The organism is Treponema sp. OMZ 799, from assembly GCF_024181365.1.
GTDB lineage: Bacteria > Spirochaetota > Spirochaetia > Treponematales > Treponemataceae > Treponema_B.
This window is the reverse complement of the sequence record NZ_CP051301.1, coordinates 2,761,357-2,783,165: the sequence shown is the minus strand read 5'-3', so window position 1 is coordinate 2,783,165 and position 21,809 is coordinate 2,761,357. Positions and strand designations below refer to the sequence as shown.

The window sequence follows — 21,809 nt, the reverse complement described above, 5'->3', positions numbered from 1 at the left end:
TCAATCTATTTCGATTTTTATCTAAATAGATTATAATATGTGCAGGATGAAAAGTCAATAGCTATTTTGATTTTTTTCAAAATAGTTTTTACCCAAACACAATCTTAGGCAGGGTTAGCAAAACCGTCTTATCGTTAAAGGTGTAGGATATTTGTTCGGATGTGTTTTCCAATATAAGCGCTTCCGGTTTGAGTTTGGGGGCGAGGGCAAAGTAGGCGGCAACTTCAGATAGGCCTTTTTGAATGGGAAACTTTTCGGTCAGCTCTGCAAGAGAAAATTGAGGTCTTCCGTGTAAAAATTCGTTGCGGTAGTTTAAGATATTTTTTTTAAGAAGATTTTCATCAACATAAAACTGATTGAATATTCCGCTTTGCCTCAAAAGCTCTGCCGATTCTTGTTCGGTAAAACTTGTGATAGGTTCAAAACTTTGCTCTTGTTCAGGAAATTTTAAAGTGCGTGCCTGAGGAAAATATAAAAAGGGTCTTGTCTCAATCGAAAGAGGTTCCCGTAATTCAAAATCGCTGCCGGCCAATTCAAAGGCTCTTGTCTTTATAAAGGATATTAATTCTGTGAGAAGTTTGTGTTCTTGTCTTCCTTGAGAAAGAAGAACCCGATTTAACCGGTGCGTAAGGGAGCGGTTTGTATCTATTATTTTTCCGCCTGCTTCGTGAAGATATTGCTTTAAGTGAAAAAGAAAACCGTCTTCCCATTCTATGCCTTGATTTCTCACCTGTTCGATTATGTTTTCTGTCAAGCTGTTGATTTCATTTTTACCTGCATCGGCTGCGAGGAAGTCCCAAAAAGAATCAAAGCTTTGTCCCTGAGGTGTTTCTTTCATTTCCAAATATGCATCTAAGGCATAGCCGAGAACAGCTCCCTTTGTTTCACTTACAGATTGTTTTTTGTAAACATCCGAAAGAATTGATTTAAAGTTTTCTTCGACTTGGCGGAAGTCCGATAAAAGTTCTCTTGACGCTCTTGAAATTTCATGGAGGCGTTCAACCATTTGAACAGGCGTGTATATTTCGGCCTTACCGGTTTTTTTAATTCGGTTTATGCGGTCTTGTAATTCTTTTTTCTTTTTTTCCAAGTCGGCAATTTGAGAGGCCGGGTCATGGGTTGTGTTTTCAGAAAGCTCACGCAATTTATATAGGATGTCTTTAAAGCGGGATTCCGTTCCGATAAAAGTTCTTGAATCCATATTGTCAAGCCATGTAAAAAGACGCTCTACTCCTGCACTTAATTCTATAATCAATTCTTGATTTTCGTTATAATATTTTCTGATAAATCCTATTTTTTCGGAGCACCATTTATTGGCTAAAAAATGAGAGCGGCTTTCGATGGTTTGCATTGCAAGCCGAAATTCTCCGTTATCGGGTTCTTCCGAATCAAAATCATAATGAGTATTTGAGAATTCTTGATCCCTCAAAAAATCTGCGAGCAGGGTTTCAAAGCGGTCGGCTGAAATTGTTTGAATATGCTTTTCTCTAAAAATCTTATATAAGAAGGAAATAGTAAGAGCTGCATTTTTTGTTCTTAAAAGTCTTATGCCCGAATCTTCTGAAAGCATGGCCGATATATAAGCACTGTCCGAACTTTTCATTTTTCCTCCTCATTTATATTGTTAAATATTTCTTCCATACGGCTTTTGATAAAGGCATGAGATATTTTTTCTTGTTCAAGCCTTCCGGTTCTTTCTCGCAAAAACTTAAAAAGTATTAATTCTTCTTCATTAAGATTAAGGTCTTCAATTTTTGAGTGAGAATTTTCTCCCCTTACTGCAAAGATCGAAAAAGTTTCATAAGTTTTTTTATCCATGCAAAATGATTTTACATTTGGAAAAATGCCGCGTACATTTGAAAGTATTTCAAAGCCGTGTTCATCCATATCTCCGAAATAGTATAATTTTTTTTCGTTTAATGCTTTGTTTTCTTTTAAGTTTACGGCAGCGAAACCTGAACCGAAAATGCAAAGAGCTTTGCTAAAAGGCGGAAGTGTAAGATAGACCATTAAATTTTCAACAATAAAAATATATTCTACGGAATTAAAATTTATTTTTGCAAAGGCTCCTAAAGGAATTTGAGCTTCATAGCTTGTAATTTCTTCGTTTAGAATTTTTAAATTTATATTTTTATCCAAACTGCGGAATCTTATAAAGGGCTCGAGTGTGCGTGCTCCCCATCTTTTGTATATTTCTGCATTTGAGTTTATCTTATCGCTATCCTTGTTTTTGTTTAAGGCTGTATAAACCGAAAAAATCAATGAAGTGTTTTGTTCTATAAATTTTGTGTGTACCGATAGGGGAATTTCTCTTAGATACAAATTACAATTAGGATTATTTAAAAACCAGATTGCACAACGAAAAATGTTTTGCCAATAATCGGCTTCAACCTCGGTAATAAGATTACGCAGATGTTTATTTAGCCAATCGTTTTGAATATCCTCGGCATTTAAATTTGAAAATTGTTTTTTAACAATGGAAAGATGCTTTTTAAAATTTTCAGTTTCTTTTTCTTTTCCTATAAAACTTATAAAATCGATTTCAGTTTCAAAATATATTTTTTCTATTATTGTCTGCATTCCTTGTTTATGAGTTTTAAGGGTTTTTGTTTCTACGGTATAGCCTATTCCCTTAGCGTTCTTTGAGTCCTTGTAAAGCTTTTCCGCTTCAAGTTTTCTTTCATCGAAGGCATCTTTTACGGAACCCTTTGCAGACGGAATGAGGAGAGGAAAGAAATTTTTTTCATCTATAATCGAGTGTAAAAACGGTAAAAATTTATTTTCGGCTTTTTTCTTTATTTCATCAATACTTATCATCTTATTCCCTTAAAGTAACTGTCTTAACTTAAATCTCTCTTTTCTTGCTTGTACCTTTCGATTGTTATTTCAAGCAGACGGGAAGTATTGTCGTTTTTCTTTTCGGTAATGTGCATTGAAGAGATATAATCTTCGACAATGTTTATCTTATCCATAGGTGTTACCAAAATCATCTGTAAACCGATCTGCTTAAAAAGTTCCATTGCATAACAGGAATTATCAATATCGACCTTGCTGAATACCTCATCTATAATTACCAAACGGAGGGAACGAGGTGAACCGCTTGTTATTCCGAATTGAAAGGCTATGGCCGAAGCCAAAATCGTATAGGTGAGTTTGGATTTTTCGCCTCCCGATAAACTTGCGGAATCTTCATAGTATTGTTTTTGAGTATTATCGTTTTGGTAATATTCTATTGCCGCAAATATAAACCATTGGCGGACATCAAGAACTTTTTTCCGCCTTTGATCGTTCTCTTTTAAATATGAAATCAATATTTTTATTTTTTTAAAATTCTCGAATTCGGAATCAGCTTCTTTATTAAATACGGAGGCTGAGTCGGGTATGGCGGCCAGTAAGATACCTTGAAATTCTTTTATTTGAATATCATTTGTAAAACGGTGTTCAAGTTTTATATAGGTCGGAGGATTTTTACTGTAAGGAATTGTTTTTAAACTTTTGTTAAGTTCTCCGATACCTTCAATAATTTGTTGTGTTCCTCCGTCTAAACGTGCTTTAAAGTCTGTAATATCTTGTTTTACGCTATCGTTAAATTTTCGTTTGAATTTTTTTAAGCAGGCTGGTAAATCGTCATGGTTTAACCTTTCATAAAAGGCCTTAAAGTCGGGCAGGGCTGCGGATTCAGCCTGCAAATCTCTTACATCCGCACTCCATGAAGGAAACTTTATTTTTATTTCATCCTTGGCATTTGTAAGGGCCGACATCTTTTCGCGCAGTTTTCTTTCCGTATTTTTTAAACTTTGCTCCGATTTTTCCGTTTCTTTTTCGAGTTTGGATGAAAAATTTTCTTTTGCCGTGTCAAGGACATCTAAGTTTTCAAAGCTCTTGTTGATTTTAAAATATTTTTCAAAATTTAAAACTAAGGTTTCTATTTCTTCATTATCTTTATTCGAGTAGTGTTCGTTAAATTGAATTTGCATCCTTTCTTGTTTTAAGTTTATATCTGCAAGCTGCTGTTCCAGTCTTCCCTTTTCCTGTGTAAGCTCGGAAAGTTCTGCCTCCTTTGACTGTCTCTCCTCTTTTAAAAGTTTAAGCCTTTCTTCAAGCTGATTGAGTTCCTTATCATCTTTTAATAGTTTAGCTTTTTCTTCATGGCTTGCATTAAGGGCTGCAGCATATTTTTGAACATCGATCTCATCCCAAATAGTAAGCTTAAATAAATTTTCCAAGATGATAAGCTTGTTCTTTATTTCATCTTGTTCTATTTTATATTTATTTAATTTTTCGGTGTTTTTTTCAATTTCGGTTTTGAGTTTATCCAATCTAAAGGAAAGCCCTCTTCGTTTTTGGATATTGTCCCAGCCTAAGACAAATGATTGAGTCCCGGAACGCTGAGGCCTGTCGTCTTTTTCATGCCTTATCTTTGCCTTAATTAAACCAGTTGAAGTGACAGCCTTAGCCGCATGATTAAATTCTTGCATATCATCGGTGCATATATAATCAAAGTTATCGGTTACATAGCTTTCGATCCAATCGGAAAGTTCATGCTTTCTGTTTATTTCAAGTTTGGAAATAAGGGAATTGCTTTGCAGTCTAAAATTTTTAAGCTGAGGTTTTTTATCCGTCTTTAAATAAACCAGTCTTCCTTTTAAATTATTTTTTGCGGCATAGGTATTTACCTTTGAATAAAGATTTTCCGGCACTAAAAGGCAGAGAGCAAAATAATGGAGAAGCTTTTCTATTGCCCCTTCCCAATGGGATTCGGTTTTTAACACTTGTAAAAGTTCTCCTGCAAAGGTAAGTTCCTGTTGAGAACAATTAATGCCTTCACATATTTCATCCCTTATTCTGATATTTTGAGAGGGGATATTTGTATTCCTCTTGCTCAAGGATTCAAGTTCTTCGGTAAGTTCCGTAAGTTCATTTTTTGTGTCTTTATTTAAGACATTGAGTTCAAGAATGGAATTAAATAAGGAGTTTTCTTTTTTTGTAAGTTCTTTTTTTAGTTCCGGTAAAAGCTTTAAGTTTTCATTAAACTTTTTTTCCGTTTGGGGAGTTTCCAAAGAAAGAACTTCGGCACATCGCTCATAGTCCCTTATCTTTTCTCTGCGTATTTTTAATTCCCTTTCGTTAATATCTATTTTGTGTTCTGCCGCAGCAATGAGCATTGCAGTGGAATTTTTTTGAATTGCCGATTTTACGGAGTCGAGATCGAAGTCTATCTTTTTTATTTCTTCTTCTATTAAAGTTGTCTTGTTTTCGATTATCAGCCTTTCTTGGTTTAAATCTATCATTCTTTTTTCGATTAAGGCGAGAGCTGTTTTTAAGTACCAAAGTTGTAAGCTGTTTTTAATTTCTTTTAATTCCAAATCCTTCTTTTCACAAAGTTCAAAGGTTTTGCCTGCTTCCAAAACTTCTTTTAAAAGCCGTATCTGTTCTTGTGCTTTTTCAATCTCGTTATAAATTTGTGAAAGCTCTTCATAATGTTTTACCAATCCTTCAAATTCGGCTTCGGTGTTTTGCCCCTCGAACATGTGCGTCCGTATAAACTCGTTTAAGTTTCCTACTCCTTTTAAACCGACCGTTTGCGAAAAAAGATAGAGTGCCCTGTCTGAACGTAAACCGGCAAGCTGCGAGAACGCTTCCGAATAAGAAGAAAAATTATCCCCGTAAAAAGCCGTATTGAATTTTTCGGCCATGATTTTTTTCCATTTGCTGTGAGGTGTAAGGTCTACGACTTCTTTTTGAATATCTTCGATAGAAAGCCTTTTTCTTGTTATAGAATAAACTCTTTGCAAGGTGCCTGCCTGAGAAAAAAATCTCATCTGCATGAGGGTTACAGGTCCCTGATCGTCTCCCAATACAAAGCAGCCCAATAAAATGGAAAAACACTTATCCTTTGAACGCAAATTTTTTGCCGTACTCGAAATGAATTCTTCATCCCTCTTGCTTCCGTAAGTACCGAGCACGTAGCTTGCCTCATCTCTTTCTTTTTTGCTTTCGGCTCCTGCCGATTGATTATAAAACCTGCGCCTCGGCGGAACAATGAGCGATAAAAAAGCATCGACTAAGGTTGTTTTTCCTGAGCCGTTTAAGCCTGTAAGAAGGGAAGATTTTTTTCTGCATCTCATTGTGTAGATATTCGAATCGAAGATGCCCCAGTTGTACACTTGAAAAAAATCCAAATAAAAGCCGTTTTTATTCTCTTCACTCATCAATTCAAATTGCATCATTTTTCTTCCCTATTATAATTTTCAAGCCGCTTTTTAAATTCGGATAAGAATTCGGTTGTGATTTTTGCCCTAAGAATTCTGCGTACTTCAAATTTTCTATCGATTAAATCGTCGCCGATTCTTCCGTTTTGGTCTTGATGCAGTTCTTTTAAAAAGCCTAAGTCTACTGCCTGATTCAAATATTTGGTAAGTTCGTTATAGAGTTTTGTTTGATCGGTTTTTTCTTTAAAGTAAACCGAGAGCATACTGCGGATTTCGCTTTCAGGTAAAACCAAAATAGAAGAATCGTTTTGAGAAATATCGAATTGTTCTAAGGCTTCCCGCAATAAAACACAGAGGATGGACATTTCAAAGCTAAGAGGATAGCGGCGTATCAGCCTCACCGATTCTGGCGCACCTTCTTCATCTTCTTTTTGCTCTAAAAAGGCATAGCCTTCTGCAGGTTCAATAAAAACGCTTATTCCTATTTGATCGAAAAAAGATGTAATTTCCCCTTGGTATTGAATCAAGAGCCTCCAAGCATCGGAGTCTCCTTCATTTTCATACAAGGGGCCTTGTAAAAGCTTTATACAGGGTACCGCCCAAACCGCCGTCATTCCTACCTCCAAAAAACTTTTTGTAGGAAATATTAATTTTCGAAAAAAGTTTTTTCAAGTTTGTGCTGTATAGCACAAACATACAATAATGCGATATTTTGTACCTTGTGTACAAAATTCGTAAGATAAACAGTGAGGCGGAATTTCTGCCGAGCTGTTTATCCTACCTCCATAAAAACTTTTTATATTATAGAAGATTTTTAAGAGATAGTTAAGTAGGCTGTTGGGCAGCAATTAACTTAGGTTTTATAAAGCAAGCTGTTCCAGATAAGAAAATATTTTGGAGACTGCTTCTTTGTTTTCTTCGGTCATGTTCATCGCTCTTTCGATTTCGCTTGAAATAAGTTCCGATTTTTGATTTATTTCGTTCATATTGCTGCTTATGCTTTTGGAAATATCTGCAAGCCTGGTCATTTCTTTTCCTGCTTCGGTATTTCCTATAAGCATTTCCTCAGAACCGCTTTTAACTTCAGAGGTTATCTGCATAATATTTTTTATTGCTTGAAGAATCTGTATGCTGCCTGCATCTTGTTCATTCATGGCGTTCATTATTTCATCGTTTCTGTTATTGACAAGATTAAGGATACGCATGACTTCCATAAACTGTGTTTCACCCATCAAGGATGATTTAGTAACGTCTTCTATCTGATTTTTTAATTCCATTAAAACGCCGGTTATTGCTTTTCCCTGAGTTCCGGACTCTTCGGCAAGTTTTCTTATTTCATCTGCAACGACGGCAAAGCCTCTTCCGGCTTCACCTGCATGGGCAGCTTCTATGGCGGCATTCATAGCCAGCAGATTCGTTTGGCTTGCTATGTTTTGTATGATAGAAGTCGTTTCCAAAAGTCCCTCCGATTTTTCACTCAAGGACTTCACAAATTCGTTTGTTTCGGAAATAGATCTTCTTCCCTTTTCGGCTGCAATATTTAATTCTTTCATAGAATCTAAATTACTTTTTAAAACCGATGTAATGGATTTTATGTTTGCGGTCATTTCTTCTATTGCAGAAACGGATTCGGTAACGGCCGAAGATTGATTTGCAATGTTTTGGTCAAGCTGTTCAAGATTTTTTGCAATTTGTTCCAGAGTGGATTGAGTTTGCAAAACTCCCGATGATTGATTTTGAATGCTGTTATTGATTGAAGCAATATTTCCTGTTATTTGATCGACAACATTTCCTGTTGTAGTCATATTTGACAAAAGTTTATTTGCTATACTGTGCGAAGTCTCTCCCGAATTTTTTACGTCATTAAAAAATTCTTTATTAAACGCTAAAAGAGTGTTAAAATCTTTTATTAAAAGGGCGGCCTCATCTCGAGAATCTGCTGTAAGAAATTCTTGATTATAATTACCTAAGGATAGATTATTGATTGCCGATTGAAGACTTGCTATTTTCTTTTTGGTAGACTGAGTTATAAGGACTATATTTATTATTGAAAGAGTAATTCCATAGCTAAAAAGCGGAAGTACCTTTGTCAAAAGCTGCATATAAATATCGTCTGTTTTTGTTCTAACCAGCGGAGCTATCGTAAAAAAAGCGATTGAGAGAATACTTAGGATACTTACAATGGCTGTTCTTCGAGTCATAGAAAGATCCAAGTGCTTTTCTTCTAAGGGCAAAAAAGTTGCCCATCTTTCCAATGCTCTTGTCATAAAACTGCTGAAGAATGTGCTCATCAAGAACATATTTCCCATGGTTATACTCATGTACGAAATGAATGTTCTTGTTTCGGTGATTAGGCCCGATTCCAATGAAGTAAAAAACGGACCGAAGAGGGCAATCATCAATGGAATAATAAATGCAATCATTACATACAAGGAGATACTTTTTTGTGCTTTTACGGGGTTTTCTTTCCAATTTACTATTGAGGGTATAATAAATTTCCATTTTAGTATCGGGTTAAAAGTTGAAGTTATCATGATAACTGCAAAAGCTTTTGTACTCAGAATATTCATAATGTTTCCTGAGCTGCCAACAATACGGTTAGTTAAAATTGTGGATAAAATCCACGCAAGGTTAGTTAATAAATCAAATATCAATATCTTTTTAGGCGGATTGTAAATATCCATATTTGTTTTTTTCATTGCATACTCCTTCAATATTTTAAGACACTTATTTTACTGTAGGGATGGTTTGAGGCTCAGTTTTGTTTATAAAAAACCATTACACAGTAACTACCATATTTACGATATAAATAACTTTAATGCAAATAGGTTACTCTTTAATGGAGGTTTCTGCTGTTGTTTTCCATTTAGTAATGCCTGCCCGTAAAAGCCGAAATTCCCTTGTTATTAGAATAAAAACAGGAATACCGCTTAAAACTTCAATGAGAAATGTTCCGTAGTATACGCCTGCAACGCCGGTAAATATAGGAAGAATCAGCATGACGGGAAGATAAAATACGATCTGCTGCAAAATTCCCAATATTGCACTGATCTTTCCTTTGTTTACTGCAGGAAAAAAGGCGAGGGCAAAAAACACTAAGGGCATGACCGGCAGGAGGGCCATATAAATTCTAAAATATGAAATATTTTGAGTGCTTATACCGGTTGTTTTCATCATCAATGAAATTGCGGCTTGCGGAAAAATCAGCATTAAAATCCAGAATGGAGCTATCAAAACAAGAGCTGCAAATACAAATTTTTTAAAGGCTGAAATAAGACGCTCTATCTTATCTGCTCCGAAGTTTATTCCTATTATGGGGGAGAGAGCAAACATAAAGCCTCCTAGCGGTTGTAATAGGAAAGAAAAAATACGTGTAACAATTCCATAGAATGCAATGTCTTCTTGTGATCCGTAGTGGTTTAATACATTTAAAACTAAAAGCATCTGAACTGTTCCCATAAACTGCATTATAAAACCTGCCAGCCCCATCGAAATAATCTTAGATATAATTTCTCCTTCAATTCTGATTGTAAATGCTGAAGCAGGATAATCAGTATTTTTCTTTGCAAAATAAAAGGCTCCGATAACGGCCTGAACTGCCATGCCTATATTTGTTCCGGCGGCTGCTCCCTTTACGCCGAAATTAAATACAACCATTAATATGTAGTTTGCACATCCGTTTACAATTAAACTTATTCCCATAATTGCGGCAGCCGTTTTCATCTTGCCTTCCGATCGGATAAGGTTATTAAGAGCAATGGCGTATATCCAAATCGGTGTGCCCCATAAAAGTGTGCGGTAATATTCTCCGCCGTATATTAAGGCCTTGTCTCTTCCTCCCATTAAAAAAAGAGTTTGTTCCGAAAATAGAAAACCTAAGGACATTACAATCACGCTGAGTATAAGCACTAAAAAATTGACATTACCTAAAATCTTTTTTTGAACTTTTATATCTTCCGCACCTATTGCAATACTTAAAAGAGTTCCGGCTCCTGATCCTACGAGAATTCCTAAACCTATTATTGTTATAATTGGAGGCATTGCGACCGAGATGCCTGCAAGACTTCCATCTTCGGCAAAATGACCTACGAAGATTCCGTCAAGCACATTGTTTGCTCCCAGTAAAATCATTGCAATAATTGCAGGCCATGCAAGATCGAAGATAACCTTCCACAAGTTTTCGTTCAATATAAATTCTTTTTGTTTTTCGTTTTCCATCAGTGTAAAATCCTTGCCTCGTATAATGCGTAATTTATCGCTATGTGTCAATAGGTTTTTATTTATATTGGAATTATTGTTTGAATATTTTTTAATTTTTCAATGTAATTTTCTTTATTTTGGAATGTTTATAATAGTAAATGGAATGTTTTTATTTTGAGGAAAGATATGCGCAGTTTGGAAGAACATTGGAATGATTTGGAAAGGTTAGGCTTTACCCGTGCGGAGGATAGGGGAACTATAAGATATGAGGTGCCGCCTAAGTTGGGGAAGGGGGCGGTTACAATCTTAGGAGATTTTGATCGAGCCTTGGTATCGATTGCAGATTTGGAATTTTTTGAATCCATAACCTTATTAGAGAATGTAAACGAAAAAACCGTTTCTATCGGTCAGTTTTATGAAGGTGAGCTGGACATATATGAAAAAGACAGCTCCGAACTGTTGCCCTGCGAACACGGTCTTAATGCCTTTGTGAATAACGCTTATTTTTCGGACTTTAAGCGTTTTAGTGCAGGTGTCCGTTTGGTAAATGTCGGCTTTGTTTTTAGGCAGTTATTTTTTGATGAGATGGAAGATAAAATCGGCTGCAAGCTGCCTGAAGATTTTTGGGAAACTTCCGCAAAGATTTTAAACCCCGGAGTGCTTTATGTTCCTCAAATTACCGAGATTTGTAATCAGGTAAAAGATTGCCGATTAGAAGGCATTGCTCTTAATATGTTTATTCGGGCAAAATGTCTTGAAGTCTTTTCAATTTTATTTGATTATGTTTATGCGAATAAAAAAAAATCAGCCGTTTATCTTTCCGATTCAGATATTAAAGCCTTAGACGGGATTCGTAAACTTTTGGAAACCGAAATGCTTTCGCCTCCTTCGATAAAAGAATTATCAAAACGCTTCGGTATAAATCAGCAAAAACTGATGTTGGGCTTTAAGGAGCGTTACAATATGACGGTGTATTCTTATGTAAAAAGACTTAAAATGGAAAAAGCCTTGCAGCTTTTACGGGATGAAAATCTTTTGATTGGAGATATCGCCCGTCTTTCCGGCTATAAGGGAGAGGGGTATTTTCAACAAGTGTTTCGGGAAGTTTACGGTCTTACACCTCATAAGATGCGAAAAGAATTATTTAAATAAAATAGTTTAATCTTATTTTGTTCTATATCTTAATTCATTCTTGACAATAATTATCCAGAATGCTATACTTTTAAATGTTAGCTCATGCTTACGAAAGGAGGTAATAATTGTTTAGGTTTATATTCAAGCAAAAAAAATATTTTGTGCTTTTTTTTGCCTTAGGCGGAATTAATTTGTTATGTACAATGAAGCTTCAAATATGGAATGGCCGGCTTCTTGATACGGCCTTAGGAAAAACTTCCTACTCTATGTCTACCCTAATGCTATTGTCATTAGGGGCAATGATTTTTGCAGCTTTGTTTGCCTATTTTTATGATCTTGTAAAATCAAAACTTGTAATTGTTGCTGAGGCTGATTTACGAAAAACTTATTTTGATGCCCTTCTTAAAAAAAATATGGGAGAGTATATCAACATACCTGAAGGAAAAATAAGTGCAGATTATACCGATAAGATAGATGCCGTAAGCGGAGAGTATTTTTATGTATGGACTGCTTTAACCGATAATGTTTTGATTTTTTCTGTAACGATAATAACGCTTTTAACAATAAATATACAGACTGCTTTTGTTACTGTTGTCTTATTAATGATTCCTCTTATGGTTCCGACGGTTTTAAAAAATATTTTGGCTAAAGTTTCAAAGGAAAGGATGGAAGCGGTCGAAAAACATTTTTCGGCTGTAAGGACATGGTTAAAAGGAATTGATATTATAAAAGTTTTTTCTTGCGAGCAGTATATAATTTTCAGATATGATAAAGTAAACGAGTTTTTAAGAAAAAAACAAATGGATGCCGTAAAGGTAAGCTCCTTTGAAACGGCTTTGAGTTTTTTTGTATCTGCTATAGTTAATTTGCTTATGACAGCTTATTGTGCATACTATGTTTACAAGGATGTTTTTTCTATCGGAGAGCTTTATACCATAATGAGCTTAGTCGCAATGATGTCGCGGCCCATGTATTGGACTGCAAATTTATTAAAAACTTTCTTTTCTTCCCGTCCTGTGCGTGATGCAATGGTTGAATTTATAGATGCTAAAACTGAAATAGGGGAGGATGAAGTATTAAAAGATTTTACTGTTGATGCTAAGGGGCTATCGTTTTCGTATAATGAAAAAAAGATTTTAAACAATACGAATTTTACATTTAAACAAAACGAAAAAATATTGATCTTAGGTGAATCGGGTTCAGGAAAATCTACTATAATGCGTCTACTTTTAGGAATGCACGCTCCCGATTCCGGTTCAATTACGATAGGCGGAACCGCTCCCCAAAAAATAAAAAATATTTCCGATGTGGTTTCCATTCAGCAGCAAGAAGCTTATATCTTTAAAATGAACCTTTTAGATAATTTATTTTTGGATAAGGAAATTACTGAAGAAAAAGTTAAGGATGTTCTTAACTCCGTAGGTTTAAATAAGTACACCGAAGATAAGTATTTGAAAGAAACCGTCATAGGTGAAACCTACGGTTTTTCGGGCGGAGAAAAAAAGCGTATAAGCATTGCAAGAGCCGTTTTGCATAAACGCCCGATTATGATATTCGATGAGCCTCTTGCAAATATCGATAACGAAAATATTGAGCGGGTAAAAAATTTAATTTTTTCTATAAAGGATTCTACAGTAATAATTATTTCGCACATTGCGGATACCGAAACAAAAAAACTGTTTGATCGAATTTATAAATTCGATACAAATGAAAGGAGCTTATATGAAGAAGCTGTCTAATCTTGAAAAATTATTTATATTTTTTGCTCTTCTATTTTTAGTCTTTTCGGTTGCAGCCGTTACGGTTTTTTCATGGCTAGGCGGAAAGATAGCCGATGCCGCCGTAAGTAAGGATATTCAAAAAGTTATTGTTTTTATTTCCGTATATTTTGTTGCAATACTGGTAAGAGCCGGAGGACACGGATTTTATTCTTATTTTTTCGGAAGATTTAAAACAAGCCGCTTAAAGTTTCTCAGGCAAGGTCTTTTTCATTCTTGGGTAAGAGCCGAGTACGAAGAATTTTATAATATTGATGAAGGAAAAAAACTTTCATACTACCAACAACAGCTTCCTTCCCTCAACGGACTATATTATCAGTCCTTCTACGGAATGGGTCAGATTCTTATGGAAACTATTTTTGCTTCCGGCTTTCTTTTATATATTAATTTAAAATTAGCCCTTGTAAGTTTATTTTTTGTTTTAATAACCTCTCTTATTCCGCAACTATTTAAAAAGATTTTGGATAAAAAACAATCCGAGTCCATAAGCATTTTAAACGGACACATGGGGGAATTTTCGGATTGGTTAAAAGGTTTTGAAGTAATAAAAAATTACGGCAGTGAAGGACGCTTTCAAAATCTCTTAAATAAGTCGGTAGAAAGGTTAGCAAAAAAACAATTTTCCGTTTCAGCCGTAAGTATCCTATCCCGAAATCTTTCTTCTCTTGCCTCTCAATTAAGTATAATTACCGTTGTTTTTTACGGTGTTTATCTTATTTATAAAAACGAATTAAGCATTGCCGAATTTATGATGGCTAACGGTTTGATTGTACAGCTGAAATCTCAAGTTTATTATATTTCGATGTATGTTAATCACTTTATTATGAGCAAGGTTATCTTCGACGGTTATAAGAGTTTGGTGGTTAAAGAATCGGAAGAAAAAAAGATTGAAGCCGAGGTTTCGTCAAGCAATATATCTTTTGATGATGTAAGCTATGCTTACAGCGAATTACCCGTTCTTCAAAATGTAAATAAAAAATTTACTGGCAACGGAATACATATTATCTATGGAGAAAGCGGAAGCGGAAAGTCCACTGCAATGAAAATTCTTTTAGGCCTATTAAAACCCAAAAAAGGAAATGTTTTACTCGATGAAAAAAATATTTGTTCCATCAAGAATAGGTCCGCGATTATTTCGTTTTTAGCTCAAGAAGCCGTTTTCTTTGACGATAGTTTAAAAAACAATTTAACCTTAGGTGAAGATATTGCAGAAGAAAAAATCTTTACCTTGATGGAAAAATTAGGTTTAGAAAAATTTGCAAATGCCGAATCTTTGAACATGGACTTTACGCACATCGAAAATAAATTTTCAGGCGGAGAATTAAAGCGTTTAAGTTTTGTGCGTACCCTATTGCGCGATACGCCTGTAGTAATTTTCGATGAACCCTTTGCAAATATCGATGCTCAAAACATAGGAAGGGTAGAAGATCTTATTTTAGGTTTAAGGGATAAGAAAGTTTTTATTGTAACTCATCAGCTTAATGACAGAATTAAAGAAAAATCCGTTTCTCTTTGGAAGATAGGCAGATAATTGTAATAATCTTATAAAAATCAAAGTTTTTTAGAAATCTAGTATAATACTTTTCCCAAGTAAATTGTTAATGCATTCTTCCATATATGCCTGATTGTGTTCTTTGTAAATAGGATGTGTTTTTTTTATTTTTTTTAAATCCTCATACGGAATACATTTTTTGCCGCGATAATTTTTATCTAACCATTCTTCAGAAACCTTATACCCTCTTTTATGCATTTCGTTCATGATAAGTTCATGGTACTGAAAGAGTTTGTACGGCGAGTATAAAAATACATAATCCACTACCGAATGCTTTTTACCCCAGCCGTTTCCGCGTAATGCACAGCACTCTCTGTGCTGCCCGAGAAGCTGCTGAGCCGGAAGTTTTGCTATAAGGTCTTCATGCCATAACCGCATTGTTTTCCTCCGTTTTATTAAAGATAGTGGAAGCTTCCAAATATTTGTTAGGATATTTTTTTAACAATGTTGAAAGATAGCTTAACACCTCATTTTTATATATTTTATTTTCCTTATAGCGGGACATTAGATAAAAAAAATGTGTTTTTTCATCTTCGTCTGCACTGTTTTTAAAATAGCCCCATATATGCTGTAATGTATTTATTATTTCGCTTTTATTTTCATCAAGTTTGAGGGCATTATCAATTAACAGTTTAAGCTCATCCGGATTTGCCGTATCCTTTTTTAAATACTCCCGTATTTCTTTATATATTTTTTGAGACTTACTTAAAACCAGATACTTGTTTTCAGCCCATAACTTTTGAGCCGCTTTTTTTTGTGTATTCATATATATCCTAAAAAAAGATTTTATTACTTTTTTATTGTGCCTTATTTATGTTTCCTTTGCAATTATTTAATTGTATATTAGTTTGATAAAATGAAATTTATTAATCAGACAATATTTTTTTTAACATCACATATTCATTCGTTCTATATTCTTCTTTTTATTTCCATCTTGGGATAAATACTATAAAAAAAGACATTAGAACACCTTGTAAAAAATTACTGATGATTTTTTTGCAAGGTGTTCATGAGTATAAAGATAAGATTATGCTATTCTATAATCGTTACTCTGTCATCAATATTTTCTTTTTCTTTCGGGTCGGGCTCGCTGCCGATACCGCCGAAGGGCATTTGAGCAATCAGCACATATTCCTGCGGAATGGAAAAAAGCGATTTTACCTTTTCATCAATAACGGGATTGTAGTGCTGCAGTGAAGCTCCAATGCCTGCTTCCCGTAAGGCTGTCCAAACGGCGAGCTGAAGCATTCCGTTTGCCTGATTTGCCCATACGGGGAAATTGGCGGCGTAAGAAGCGAATTTTTCTTGCAGAGCCTTTACGGTTTTTTCGTCATAAAAGAACAGAACCGTACCTGCTCCCGCCTTAAAAGAATCGATTTTTTCACGCGGAACTTTGCCGCCGAATACCTCGTATATCGAATCCCACAATAAATCATGCTTTTCGCCGAATACTGTAACTACCCGTGCACTTTTCATATTAAAGGCATCAGGCACCAATTCTACCGCTTTTTTTATTAAAGCACCGGCTTCTGCGGCAGACACCGGCAGGTTTTTATTAATGTTGTAATAAGACCTGCGTTTTTCTAAAGATTGTATAATTCCCATATCCTTCTCCTATTTATCAATAAATGTTCCGTTATGCAAATCACTAAAAGCCTTTTGCAATTCTTCTTTTGTATTCATTACGATGGGACCTCCCCATGCAATGGATTCGTTTAAGGTTTTTGAGCCGACAAACAAAACTTTTGCCGTATCTGTTCCTGCCTTTATCGTAACGGAGTTTCCTTCAGTCAGTTTTACTGCCGTTTTTTCTTTTACGGTCTGACCGCTTATAACCGCATCCGAAAGGAGGGTAAACAGCATAACCGAATCGTCATGTTCCGTTTCGATTGTTATTTCGGCACCTGCATTGAGTGTAATGTCGTAATAGTTAAGCGGAAGATACTTGCTTTTAAAGCCTGTGTGTTCTTTATATGAGCCTGCAAGCAAGCGTATATAACCTCCGTCAAAAGGTATTTCCTTAATTTCCGTATTTTTTATGCTGCGGTATTCCGGCGGTACCATTTTTTTAGCCGCAGGCAAATTGAGCCAAAGCTGAACACCGAGGAGACGATCGCTTGCAGGCAGCTTTTCTTCATGAAGAATTCCTTTTCCGGCTGTCATCCATTGTACTTCGCCGTCGCCTACCGTGTCTTCAAAACCAAGGCTGTCCTTGTGCTGCATTTTTCCCTTGTACACATAGCTGATTGTTTCAATTCCTCTATGAGGGTGCATTGGGAAACCTGCCGTGTAATCATCTGGATTGGTGCTGTCAAAAGAATCAAGCATTAAGATGGGATCAAAATCGCTTGTTGTTCCGTGCCCCAACACCCGTACAAGATGAACTCCTGCTCCGTCTTGTGTAGGGAAGCCTGTAACTGCTGTTTTTATTTTTCTTTCCATAGGTTTTTCCTTTTCCTTGAGATATAAAATACATAATACATAGCATTTAGTCAAATTTAATTATGTATTTTAAGAATATATATTCTTTTCATCTTGTTTTTGCATGGGCTTTAACACCTTTATACGTATCATAATTCTCGTTTTATATTTTTAGCGGATAGATAATAATCACAGAGTTTGCAAAAACAGTTAAAAATGATAGAATATAAACCGTAAAAAAGGCGGGCAAATCTTTTTTGGAGGCGGGCTATGCATACGGGTGTTGATTTTTGGAAGAATTACATGGATAGATGGTTCGGAAATGAGCTGATAGCCGAATGGAATAAAAATGTAAAAGTTGAATATGCGAGAAAAAACTTTACCGGGAAAGTATTTCTCGGAGGAGCCGGTATGGGCGGCCCCTTAGCTTATGCTTGCGATGCAAGATATAATCTCGCCGACGGATTAATATGCTGGTGTCTATGGGATTTTCCCGGTCCGCATTTTCCCTTAAAAAAGGAAACATACCGGAGATGGGCAAAAGAAGTAGATGCTTTTATAAAAGAAATAGAGCCTGGCAGTTAAGAATCAATTAGTATTTGATAAAGTTACTTCTTTATTTGAATCGCCTCGCGGCAATGCCCTAAGCATTTACGGCATTAACGTTTTTCCCGTTTTCCATGCCTGACCGACTTTTTCGCCGATTGCATAATAACCGTACTGAAATTGATCAAATACAAAGGCGTTTAGTTTTGCAGGGTTTATTTTGCCGTTTTCGTCGAGTACTTTTTCATCGGCTATGACATTGACTATTTCTCCTACAACGCGGAAGCCGAAGCGGTCATTCTGGATGGCGGCTGCCGTACATTCAAGCGTCAACGGAAATTCTTCTACGATGGGAGCATCCACACGGCTGCTTTTTACCGCATGCAATCCCGAGCGTTCAAATTTATCGTGCATGGTATTTGCACTCGCAATTCCGAAAAAATCCGCCGCTTCAATATGCGGAATATCCGCCACGCTGAGCGTAAAGGCCTTCCGGTTTTTAATATTGGCTGAAGTTTTATGCGATTCGTCAAGGTTTAATGCGACCATGTTATTATCGCAGATTCCGCCCCAGGCCATATTCATAACATCGACAGAGCCGTCTTCATTGTATGTTGCAACCATCAACACCGGCATCGGAAACACAAAGGGATGTACTCCTAAATCTTTTTTCATATCTACCTCTCTTCTGTTCTAAATGATTTTATACATACTATCACTTTTTTGTTATTTATTCAGCTGCCTCGCATTTTTGTATTTTCGGAATTCGCATAGTCTTGCAGTAATCTTGCTTTCGGGCAGGCTCCGGAAAAATATGCTATCGGCACCTTGCTTCCATCCTTTCATGATTCTCCTCTCCCCATTTTTGCATGGACTTTAAGACCTTCATAAAACTTTTCCCCATCTCGGTTAGAGAATATTCTACACGCGGCGGGATTTCTTTATAGTCATACCGTAAAAGAAACCCATCCGCTTCAAGTTCGCGTAATTGCTTAGTCAAAGAAGACTCGTTAATTTCGCCTATCTTGCGGCGCAATTGTCCGAAACGATTAATCTTTTCAATTCCGATATAGTAGAGAATTTCAATCTTCCACTTTCCGCCCAGCATTTTTTGAATTGCCGAAACCGTTTCACATTTTTTTATAGCTTCTGCCGTTTTTTTCATATTATGATGATTTTATCACAAAAACTATATAAAAACAAGTACGCTAAAAAATAATAGTACTTGTTTTATCATAGAATAGTATAACTAATATTTAGAAACTACATCCCTGTCCAGCTTATTAAATCCAGTAAAAATACAGATATAAAAGATAATAGAATTAAGGCTATTACCGGTTTAATTACCCATTTAAACCATTTATCATAAGAAACTTTGGCTATTGTCAAAGCTCCCATCGTCCAGCCCAGAGCCGGTGAAATCATATTTGTAAAAGCATCACCAAATAGAAAAGCTTGCACTGCAACTTGTGATGTTATTCCTAAAGTTTTGGCAATTGGTTCCAAAATCGGCATTAGTACCGCAGCTTTTGCTGTAGCAGACGGTACTATCGGATTTAATATTGTGATAACTGATGTAATTCCAATTACTGACATACCTCTATTTAAGTTCATCAGTGGTTTTGTTATAAAATATACAATTGTGTCCAATATTTTTCCTTCTACCATAATCATTTGCATTGTAGAAGCAAGTCCAATAACAAAGGTAACAAATGCCATTGCTCCCAAACCTTTAGCAAAAGAGTTGCCTAATTGATCAGCCGACAAACCTCCTATGAAGCCGATTATTATGGAAGTTACTATAAAAAATCCGATTAAAAATTCATAGATATTCGTACCTACCGTTAAAGAGTATACTACCAAAGCAACATACTGTAAAATTGTTAAAATCAAAACTATTACAGATCCAACAGGAAGTTCGATTTTTGCAAATTGCTCGTCACTATTAATTTCTTGAAGCCAATCCGTTCCTAATATAGAGTTATTCGGATCTTTTTCTATTTTTCTAACGTACCTCATCGTAAACATTAGACCGATAATTCCGAAAAGATTCATCATAATAAATCGAAGCCCAAACCCTGAAAGAGATTCCACTCCTAGCATAGTTTGGGGAATCAGTACTTTAAGAGTCGGCCCCATACCGAATCCGATCATCGATGGGAAAAAAGTGGCTGCCAATCCGCTGACGGGATCCAATTTTAACTTTTTAGCAAAAATAACACCTATAGGGACCACTGCTATCAAAGCATCCGTTCCGGCAAATCCGGCAATATATAATATTAAAAAATACAAGACGGGAATTAATACCTTGGTACTTTGTTTTTCCAGTTTATAAGTTGCCCAATTTAGAAAATTATCTATAGATTTTGTTTCTAAAACTACAGCCATATTTGCTCCGCTGATCATAACAACCCAAACCACTAAACCTGAATTTACCAATCCTTTCATAAACATAAACATAGATTTGATTAAACTCACAGGTTGTTGTGTTTCCAAAAATTGGAAATTACCGGCATCTATATTACCGTCTACATCTTTATAAAATGTTCCTGCGGGAATAATATATGTTAGACAAGACATTATTATAATTAAACCGATCATGATAAAGAATAAATGCGGTAATTTAAATTTTTTTTTATTTTTTTCAGTCATAATAGTTACCCTCTTAAATAATCATAAACAAATTTTACTTGAGCAGCCGTTCCATAATATAATGCTTTTTCATCCATGTCAAAAAATTCATTATGATGCTCTGCTCCCATCCCTTCTTCTAAATTTTTTATACCGACAAAGGCAAAGACAATAGGAGCTAAACAGCTGTATTTGGAAAAAGACTCTGATGCAAACCAATTCACACCCTGTATTAAAACTCCCGGTAGAATTTCATTAATGCCGTCTCTGGCAATTTTCGATAATTCAATATCATTGATTACCGGATGGACTGCTATTTGATTGGCGCCTTCTGTAAACTCTACTGAACAGTTTTGTGACATTGCCGCATGTTTTGAAGTGTTTTTCATAATGTTAATCGCTTTTTCCCCCTCTTCAGAATCGTAAAATCTTAACGAGCCTGTAATTTTAACTTCGTCCGGAATAACATTAAATGCTGTGCCTCCATTTATCGAACCTAAGCCAAGTGTAACTGTTTTAGTTACATCAATTTGGTTTGACCAAGCGGATGCCAACGCATTTAAAACATTTGCAGAACCGAAAATAGGACTAACTGACAAGTCCGGTCTTGATCCATGCCCTCCTTTACCTATAACTTTAAAGTCTACCAATATTGCACCTGCCATTACCGGCCCTGCATCAACAGAAATTTTTCCAGCTTCTAGAAATGAAACTAGATGATTTCCGTAAATTGCATCAATTTTATAATTTTTTAAAATTTCAATGATTTGTTCAGCTCCTCCTCCTGCTTCTTCACTTTCTTCAAACATAAAGATTATTTTTCCGGCTAGTAAATCCTTCATTTCATTAAGAATTTTTGCGGCAGCTAATATTATAGCCATATGACCATCATGAGCACACGCATGCATAGCCCCGGCATTTTTTGAGACGCTAACTTTTTTCTTCCTCAAATTCATAGCATTTTCCTGAATTGGTAGAGCGTCAATGTCTGTTCTCAGTGCAACAGTCTTACCTTCTTTTCCCGTATCTAAAATTGCAATGAATCCCGTACCGGGAGTCTCGATAATTTCAAATTCAAGTTTTTTAATTTCTTGTTTTAAAAAAGTTGAAGTTTGATATTCCTTATGCGAAACTTCCGGATTTTCGTGAAGATACCTTCGAGTGGAGATTAGATAGTCTTCAAGATTAGATACATTTTTCAGAATAAAATCATTTGACATTTTGTACCTCCTTTATTTAGCACTTTAATGATTAAATAGCTTAACTATATACTACTATCATAATGCTCAGTTGTCAAGGCCAAAAATAGAAATTTTTGTAATAAACTTATACGCT

The 21,809-nt window shown here is 35.6% G+C and carries 18 protein-coding genes; 4 read left to right on the top strand and 14 right to left on the bottom strand.

Annotation, left to right across the window (positions count from 1 at the left end; genetic code table 11):
• Nucleotides 1–88 precede the first annotated feature (88 nt).
• The 6 genes from E4O04_RS12795 to E4O04_RS12770 all read right to left on the bottom strand — a co-directional run bounded on the left by E4O04_RS12795 (nt 89) and on the right by E4O04_RS12770 (nt 10,430).
• Nucleotides 89–1,603 (bottom strand): DUF3375 family protein, encoded by a 1,515-nt coding sequence (locus tag E4O04_RS12795; RefSeq protein ID WP_253686860.1) that lies wholly within the window; start codon nt 1,601–1,603, stop codon nt 89–91.
• Nucleotides 1,600–2,817, bottom strand: coding sequence for a Wadjet anti-phage system protein JetD domain-containing protein (locus E4O04_RS12790; RefSeq protein WP_253708436.1), 1,218 nt, complete (start codon nt 2,815–2,817; stop codon nt 1,600–1,602). Before E4O04_RS12790 ends, E4O04_RS12795 begins: the two co-directional genes overlap by 4 nt.
• 23 nt (nt 2,818–2,840) lie before the next feature.
• Nucleotides 2,841–6,230 carry an ATP-binding protein gene (locus E4O04_RS12785; RefSeq protein WP_253708434.1) on the bottom strand — a complete coding sequence of 1,130 codons (3,390 nt, stop codon included), beginning with the start codon at nt 6,228–6,230 and terminating at the stop codon, nt 2,841–2,843.
• Nucleotides 6,227–6,826, bottom strand: coding sequence for a DUF4194 domain-containing protein (locus tag E4O04_RS12780; protein ID WP_253708432.1), 600 nt, complete (start codon nt 6,824–6,826; stop codon nt 6,227–6,229). Before E4O04_RS12780 ends, E4O04_RS12785 begins: the two co-directional genes overlap by 4 nt.
• Before the next feature lie 246 nt (nt 6,827–7,072).
• Nucleotides 7,073–8,911: a methyl-accepting chemotaxis protein gene (locus E4O04_RS12775; RefSeq protein ID WP_253708431.1), complete on the bottom strand. Its 1,839-nt coding sequence runs from the start codon at nt 8,909–8,911 to the stop codon at nt 7,073–7,075.
• A 130-nt stretch (nt 8,912–9,041) separates the two neighbouring features.
• Nucleotides 9,042–10,430 (bottom strand): MATE family efflux transporter, encoded by a 1,389-nt coding sequence (locus E4O04_RS12770; protein ID WP_253708429.1) that lies wholly within the window; start codon nt 10,428–10,430, stop codon nt 9,042–9,044.
• 168 nt (nt 10,431–10,598) lie between these two features.
• Here E4O04_RS12770 and E4O04_RS12765 point away from each other — a divergent pair, with 168 nt between their 5' ends.
• The 3 genes from E4O04_RS12765 to E4O04_RS12755 all read left to right on the top strand — a co-directional run bounded on the left by E4O04_RS12765 (nt 10,599) and on the right by E4O04_RS12755 (nt 14,855).
• Nucleotides 10,599–11,564 carry a helix-turn-helix transcriptional regulator gene (locus tag E4O04_RS12765; protein ID WP_253708427.1) on the top strand — a complete coding sequence of 322 codons (966 nt, stop codon included), beginning with the start codon at nt 10,599–10,601 and terminating at the stop codon, nt 11,562–11,564.
• 107 nt (nt 11,565–11,671) lie between these two features.
• Complete coding sequence (locus tag E4O04_RS12760; RefSeq protein WP_253708425.1) at nt 11,672–13,285, top strand: ATP-binding cassette domain-containing protein; 1,614 nt, start codon at nt 11,672–11,674, stop codon at nt 13,283–13,285.
• On the top strand, nt 13,269–14,855 hold the full coding sequence (locus tag E4O04_RS12755; protein ID WP_253708423.1) for an ATP-binding cassette domain-containing protein: 1,587 nt from the start codon (nt 13,269–13,271) through the stop codon (nt 14,853–14,855). The genes E4O04_RS12760 and E4O04_RS12755 overlap by 17 nt, the downstream gene beginning before the upstream one ends.
• Before the next feature lie 30 nt (nt 14,856–14,885).
• Here the strand turns inward: E4O04_RS12755 and E4O04_RS12750 are convergent, their stop codons facing one another.
• From E4O04_RS12750 to E4O04_RS12735, 4 genes are all read right to left on the bottom strand, one after another.
• Nucleotides 14,886–15,254 carry a TIGR02328 family protein gene (locus E4O04_RS12750; RefSeq protein ID WP_253677247.1) on the bottom strand — a complete coding sequence of 123 codons (369 nt, stop codon included), beginning with the start codon at nt 15,252–15,254 and terminating at the stop codon, nt 14,886–14,888.
• Nucleotides 15,238–15,642, bottom strand: coding sequence for a YbgA family protein (locus tag E4O04_RS12745; protein ID WP_253708421.1), 405 nt, complete (start codon nt 15,640–15,642; stop codon nt 15,238–15,240). Before E4O04_RS12745 ends, E4O04_RS12750 begins: the two co-directional genes overlap by 17 nt.
• Before the next feature lie 266 nt (nt 15,643–15,908).
• Nucleotides 15,909–16,481 (bottom strand): nitroreductase family protein, encoded by a 573-nt coding sequence (locus E4O04_RS12740; protein WP_253677245.1) that lies wholly within the window; start codon nt 16,479–16,481, stop codon nt 15,909–15,911.
• 9 nt (nt 16,482–16,490) lie between these two features.
• Nucleotides 16,491–17,318 carry a pirin family protein gene (locus tag E4O04_RS12735; protein ID WP_253677244.1) on the bottom strand — a complete coding sequence of 276 codons (828 nt, stop codon included), beginning with the start codon at nt 17,316–17,318 and terminating at the stop codon, nt 16,491–16,493.
• Between the two features lie 249 nt (nt 17,319–17,567).
• On the opposite strand from E4O04_RS12735, the gene E4O04_RS12730 reads away from it, so the two are divergent.
• Entirely contained in the window at nt 17,568–17,882 is a 315-nt protein-coding gene (locus tag E4O04_RS12730) for a hypothetical protein (protein ID WP_253708420.1), read from the top strand.
• Nucleotides 17,883–17,948: 66 nt separating this feature from the next.
• Here E4O04_RS12730 and E4O04_RS12725 read toward each other — a convergent pair whose 3' ends face one another.
• The 4 genes from E4O04_RS12725 to E4O04_RS12710 all read right to left on the bottom strand — a co-directional run bounded on the left by E4O04_RS12725 (nt 17,949) and on the right by E4O04_RS12710 (nt 21,694).
• Entirely contained in the window at nt 17,949–18,518 is a 570-nt protein-coding gene (locus tag E4O04_RS12725) for a flavin reductase family protein (protein WP_253677242.1), read from the bottom strand.
• A gap of 142 nt (nt 18,519–18,660) precedes the next feature.
• Nucleotides 18,661–19,008, bottom strand: coding sequence for a winged helix-turn-helix transcriptional regulator (locus E4O04_RS12720; protein ID WP_253686873.1), 348 nt, complete (start codon nt 19,006–19,008; stop codon nt 18,661–18,663).
• 98 nt (nt 19,009–19,106) lie between these two features.
• Entirely contained in the window at nt 19,107–20,495 is a 1,389-nt protein-coding gene (locus E4O04_RS12715) for a YfcC family protein (RefSeq protein WP_253708418.1), read from the bottom strand.
• 5 nt (nt 20,496–20,500) lie between these two features.
• Nucleotides 20,501–21,694, bottom strand: a complete 1,194-nt coding sequence (locus tag E4O04_RS12710; protein WP_253686875.1) for an amidohydrolase — start codon at nt 21,692–21,694, stop codon at nt 20,501–20,503.
• Nucleotides 21,695–21,809: the final 115 nt, after the last annotated feature.

Bases quoted from the DNA above. Each gene is read 5' to 3' on its own strand.
- E4O04_RS12795 (WP_253686860.1), bottom strand. From the start codon at position 1,603: ATGAAAAGTTCGGACAGTGCTTATATATCGGCCATGCTTTCAGAAGAT.
- E4O04_RS12790 (WP_253708436.1), bottom strand. From the start codon at position 2,817: ATGATAAGTATTGATGAAATAAAGAAAAAAGCCGAAAATAAATTTTTA.
- E4O04_RS12785 (WP_253708434.1), bottom strand. From the start codon at position 6,230: ATGATGCAATTTGAATTGATGAGTGAAGAGAATAAAAACGGCTTTTAT.
- E4O04_RS12780 (WP_253708432.1), bottom strand. From the start codon at position 6,826: ATGACGGCGGTTTGGGCGGTACCCTGTATAAAGCTTTTACAAGGCCCC.
- E4O04_RS12775 (WP_253708431.1), bottom strand. From the start codon at position 8,911: ATGAAAAAAACAAATATGGATATTTACAATCCGCCTAAAAAGATATTG.
- E4O04_RS12770 (WP_253708429.1), bottom strand. From the start codon at position 10,430: ATGGAAAACGAAAAACAAAAAGAATTTATATTGAACGAAAACTTGTGG.
- E4O04_RS12765 (WP_253708427.1), top strand. From the start codon at position 10,599: ATGCGCAGTTTGGAAGAACATTGGAATGATTTGGAAAGGTTAGGCTTT.
- E4O04_RS12755 (WP_253708423.1), top strand. From the start codon at position 13,269: ATGAAGAAGCTGTCTAATCTTGAAAAATTATTTATATTTTTTGCTCTT.
- E4O04_RS12750 (WP_253677247.1), bottom strand. From the start codon at position 15,254: ATGCGGTTATGGCATGAAGACCTTATAGCAAAACTTCCGGCTCAGCAG.
- E4O04_RS12745 (WP_253708421.1), bottom strand. From the start codon at position 15,642: ATGAATACACAAAAAAAAGCGGCTCAAAAGTTATGGGCTGAAAACAAG.
- E4O04_RS12740 (WP_253677245.1), bottom strand. From the start codon at position 16,481: ATGGGAATTATACAATCTTTAGAAAAACGCAGGTCTTATTACAACATT.
- E4O04_RS12735 (WP_253677244.1), bottom strand. From the start codon at position 17,318: ATGGAAAGAAAAATAAAAACAGCAGTTACAGGCTTCCCTACACAAGAC.
- E4O04_RS12730 (WP_253708420.1), top strand. From the start codon at position 17,568: ATGCATACGGGTGTTGATTTTTGGAAGAATTACATGGATAGATGGTTC.
- E4O04_RS12725 (WP_253677242.1), bottom strand. From the start codon at position 18,518: ATGAAAAAAGATTTAGGAGTACATCCCTTTGTGTTTCCGATGCCGGTG.
- E4O04_RS12720 (WP_253686873.1), bottom strand. From the start codon at position 19,008: ATGAAAAAAACGGCAGAAGCTATAAAAAAATGTGAAACGGTTTCGGCA.
- E4O04_RS12715 (WP_253708418.1), bottom strand. From the start codon at position 20,495: ATGACTGAAAAAAATAAAAAAAAATTTAAATTACCGCATTTATTCTTT.
- E4O04_RS12710 (WP_253686875.1), bottom strand. From the start codon at position 21,694: ATGTCAAATGATTTTATTCTGAAAAATGTATCTAATCTTGAAGACTAT.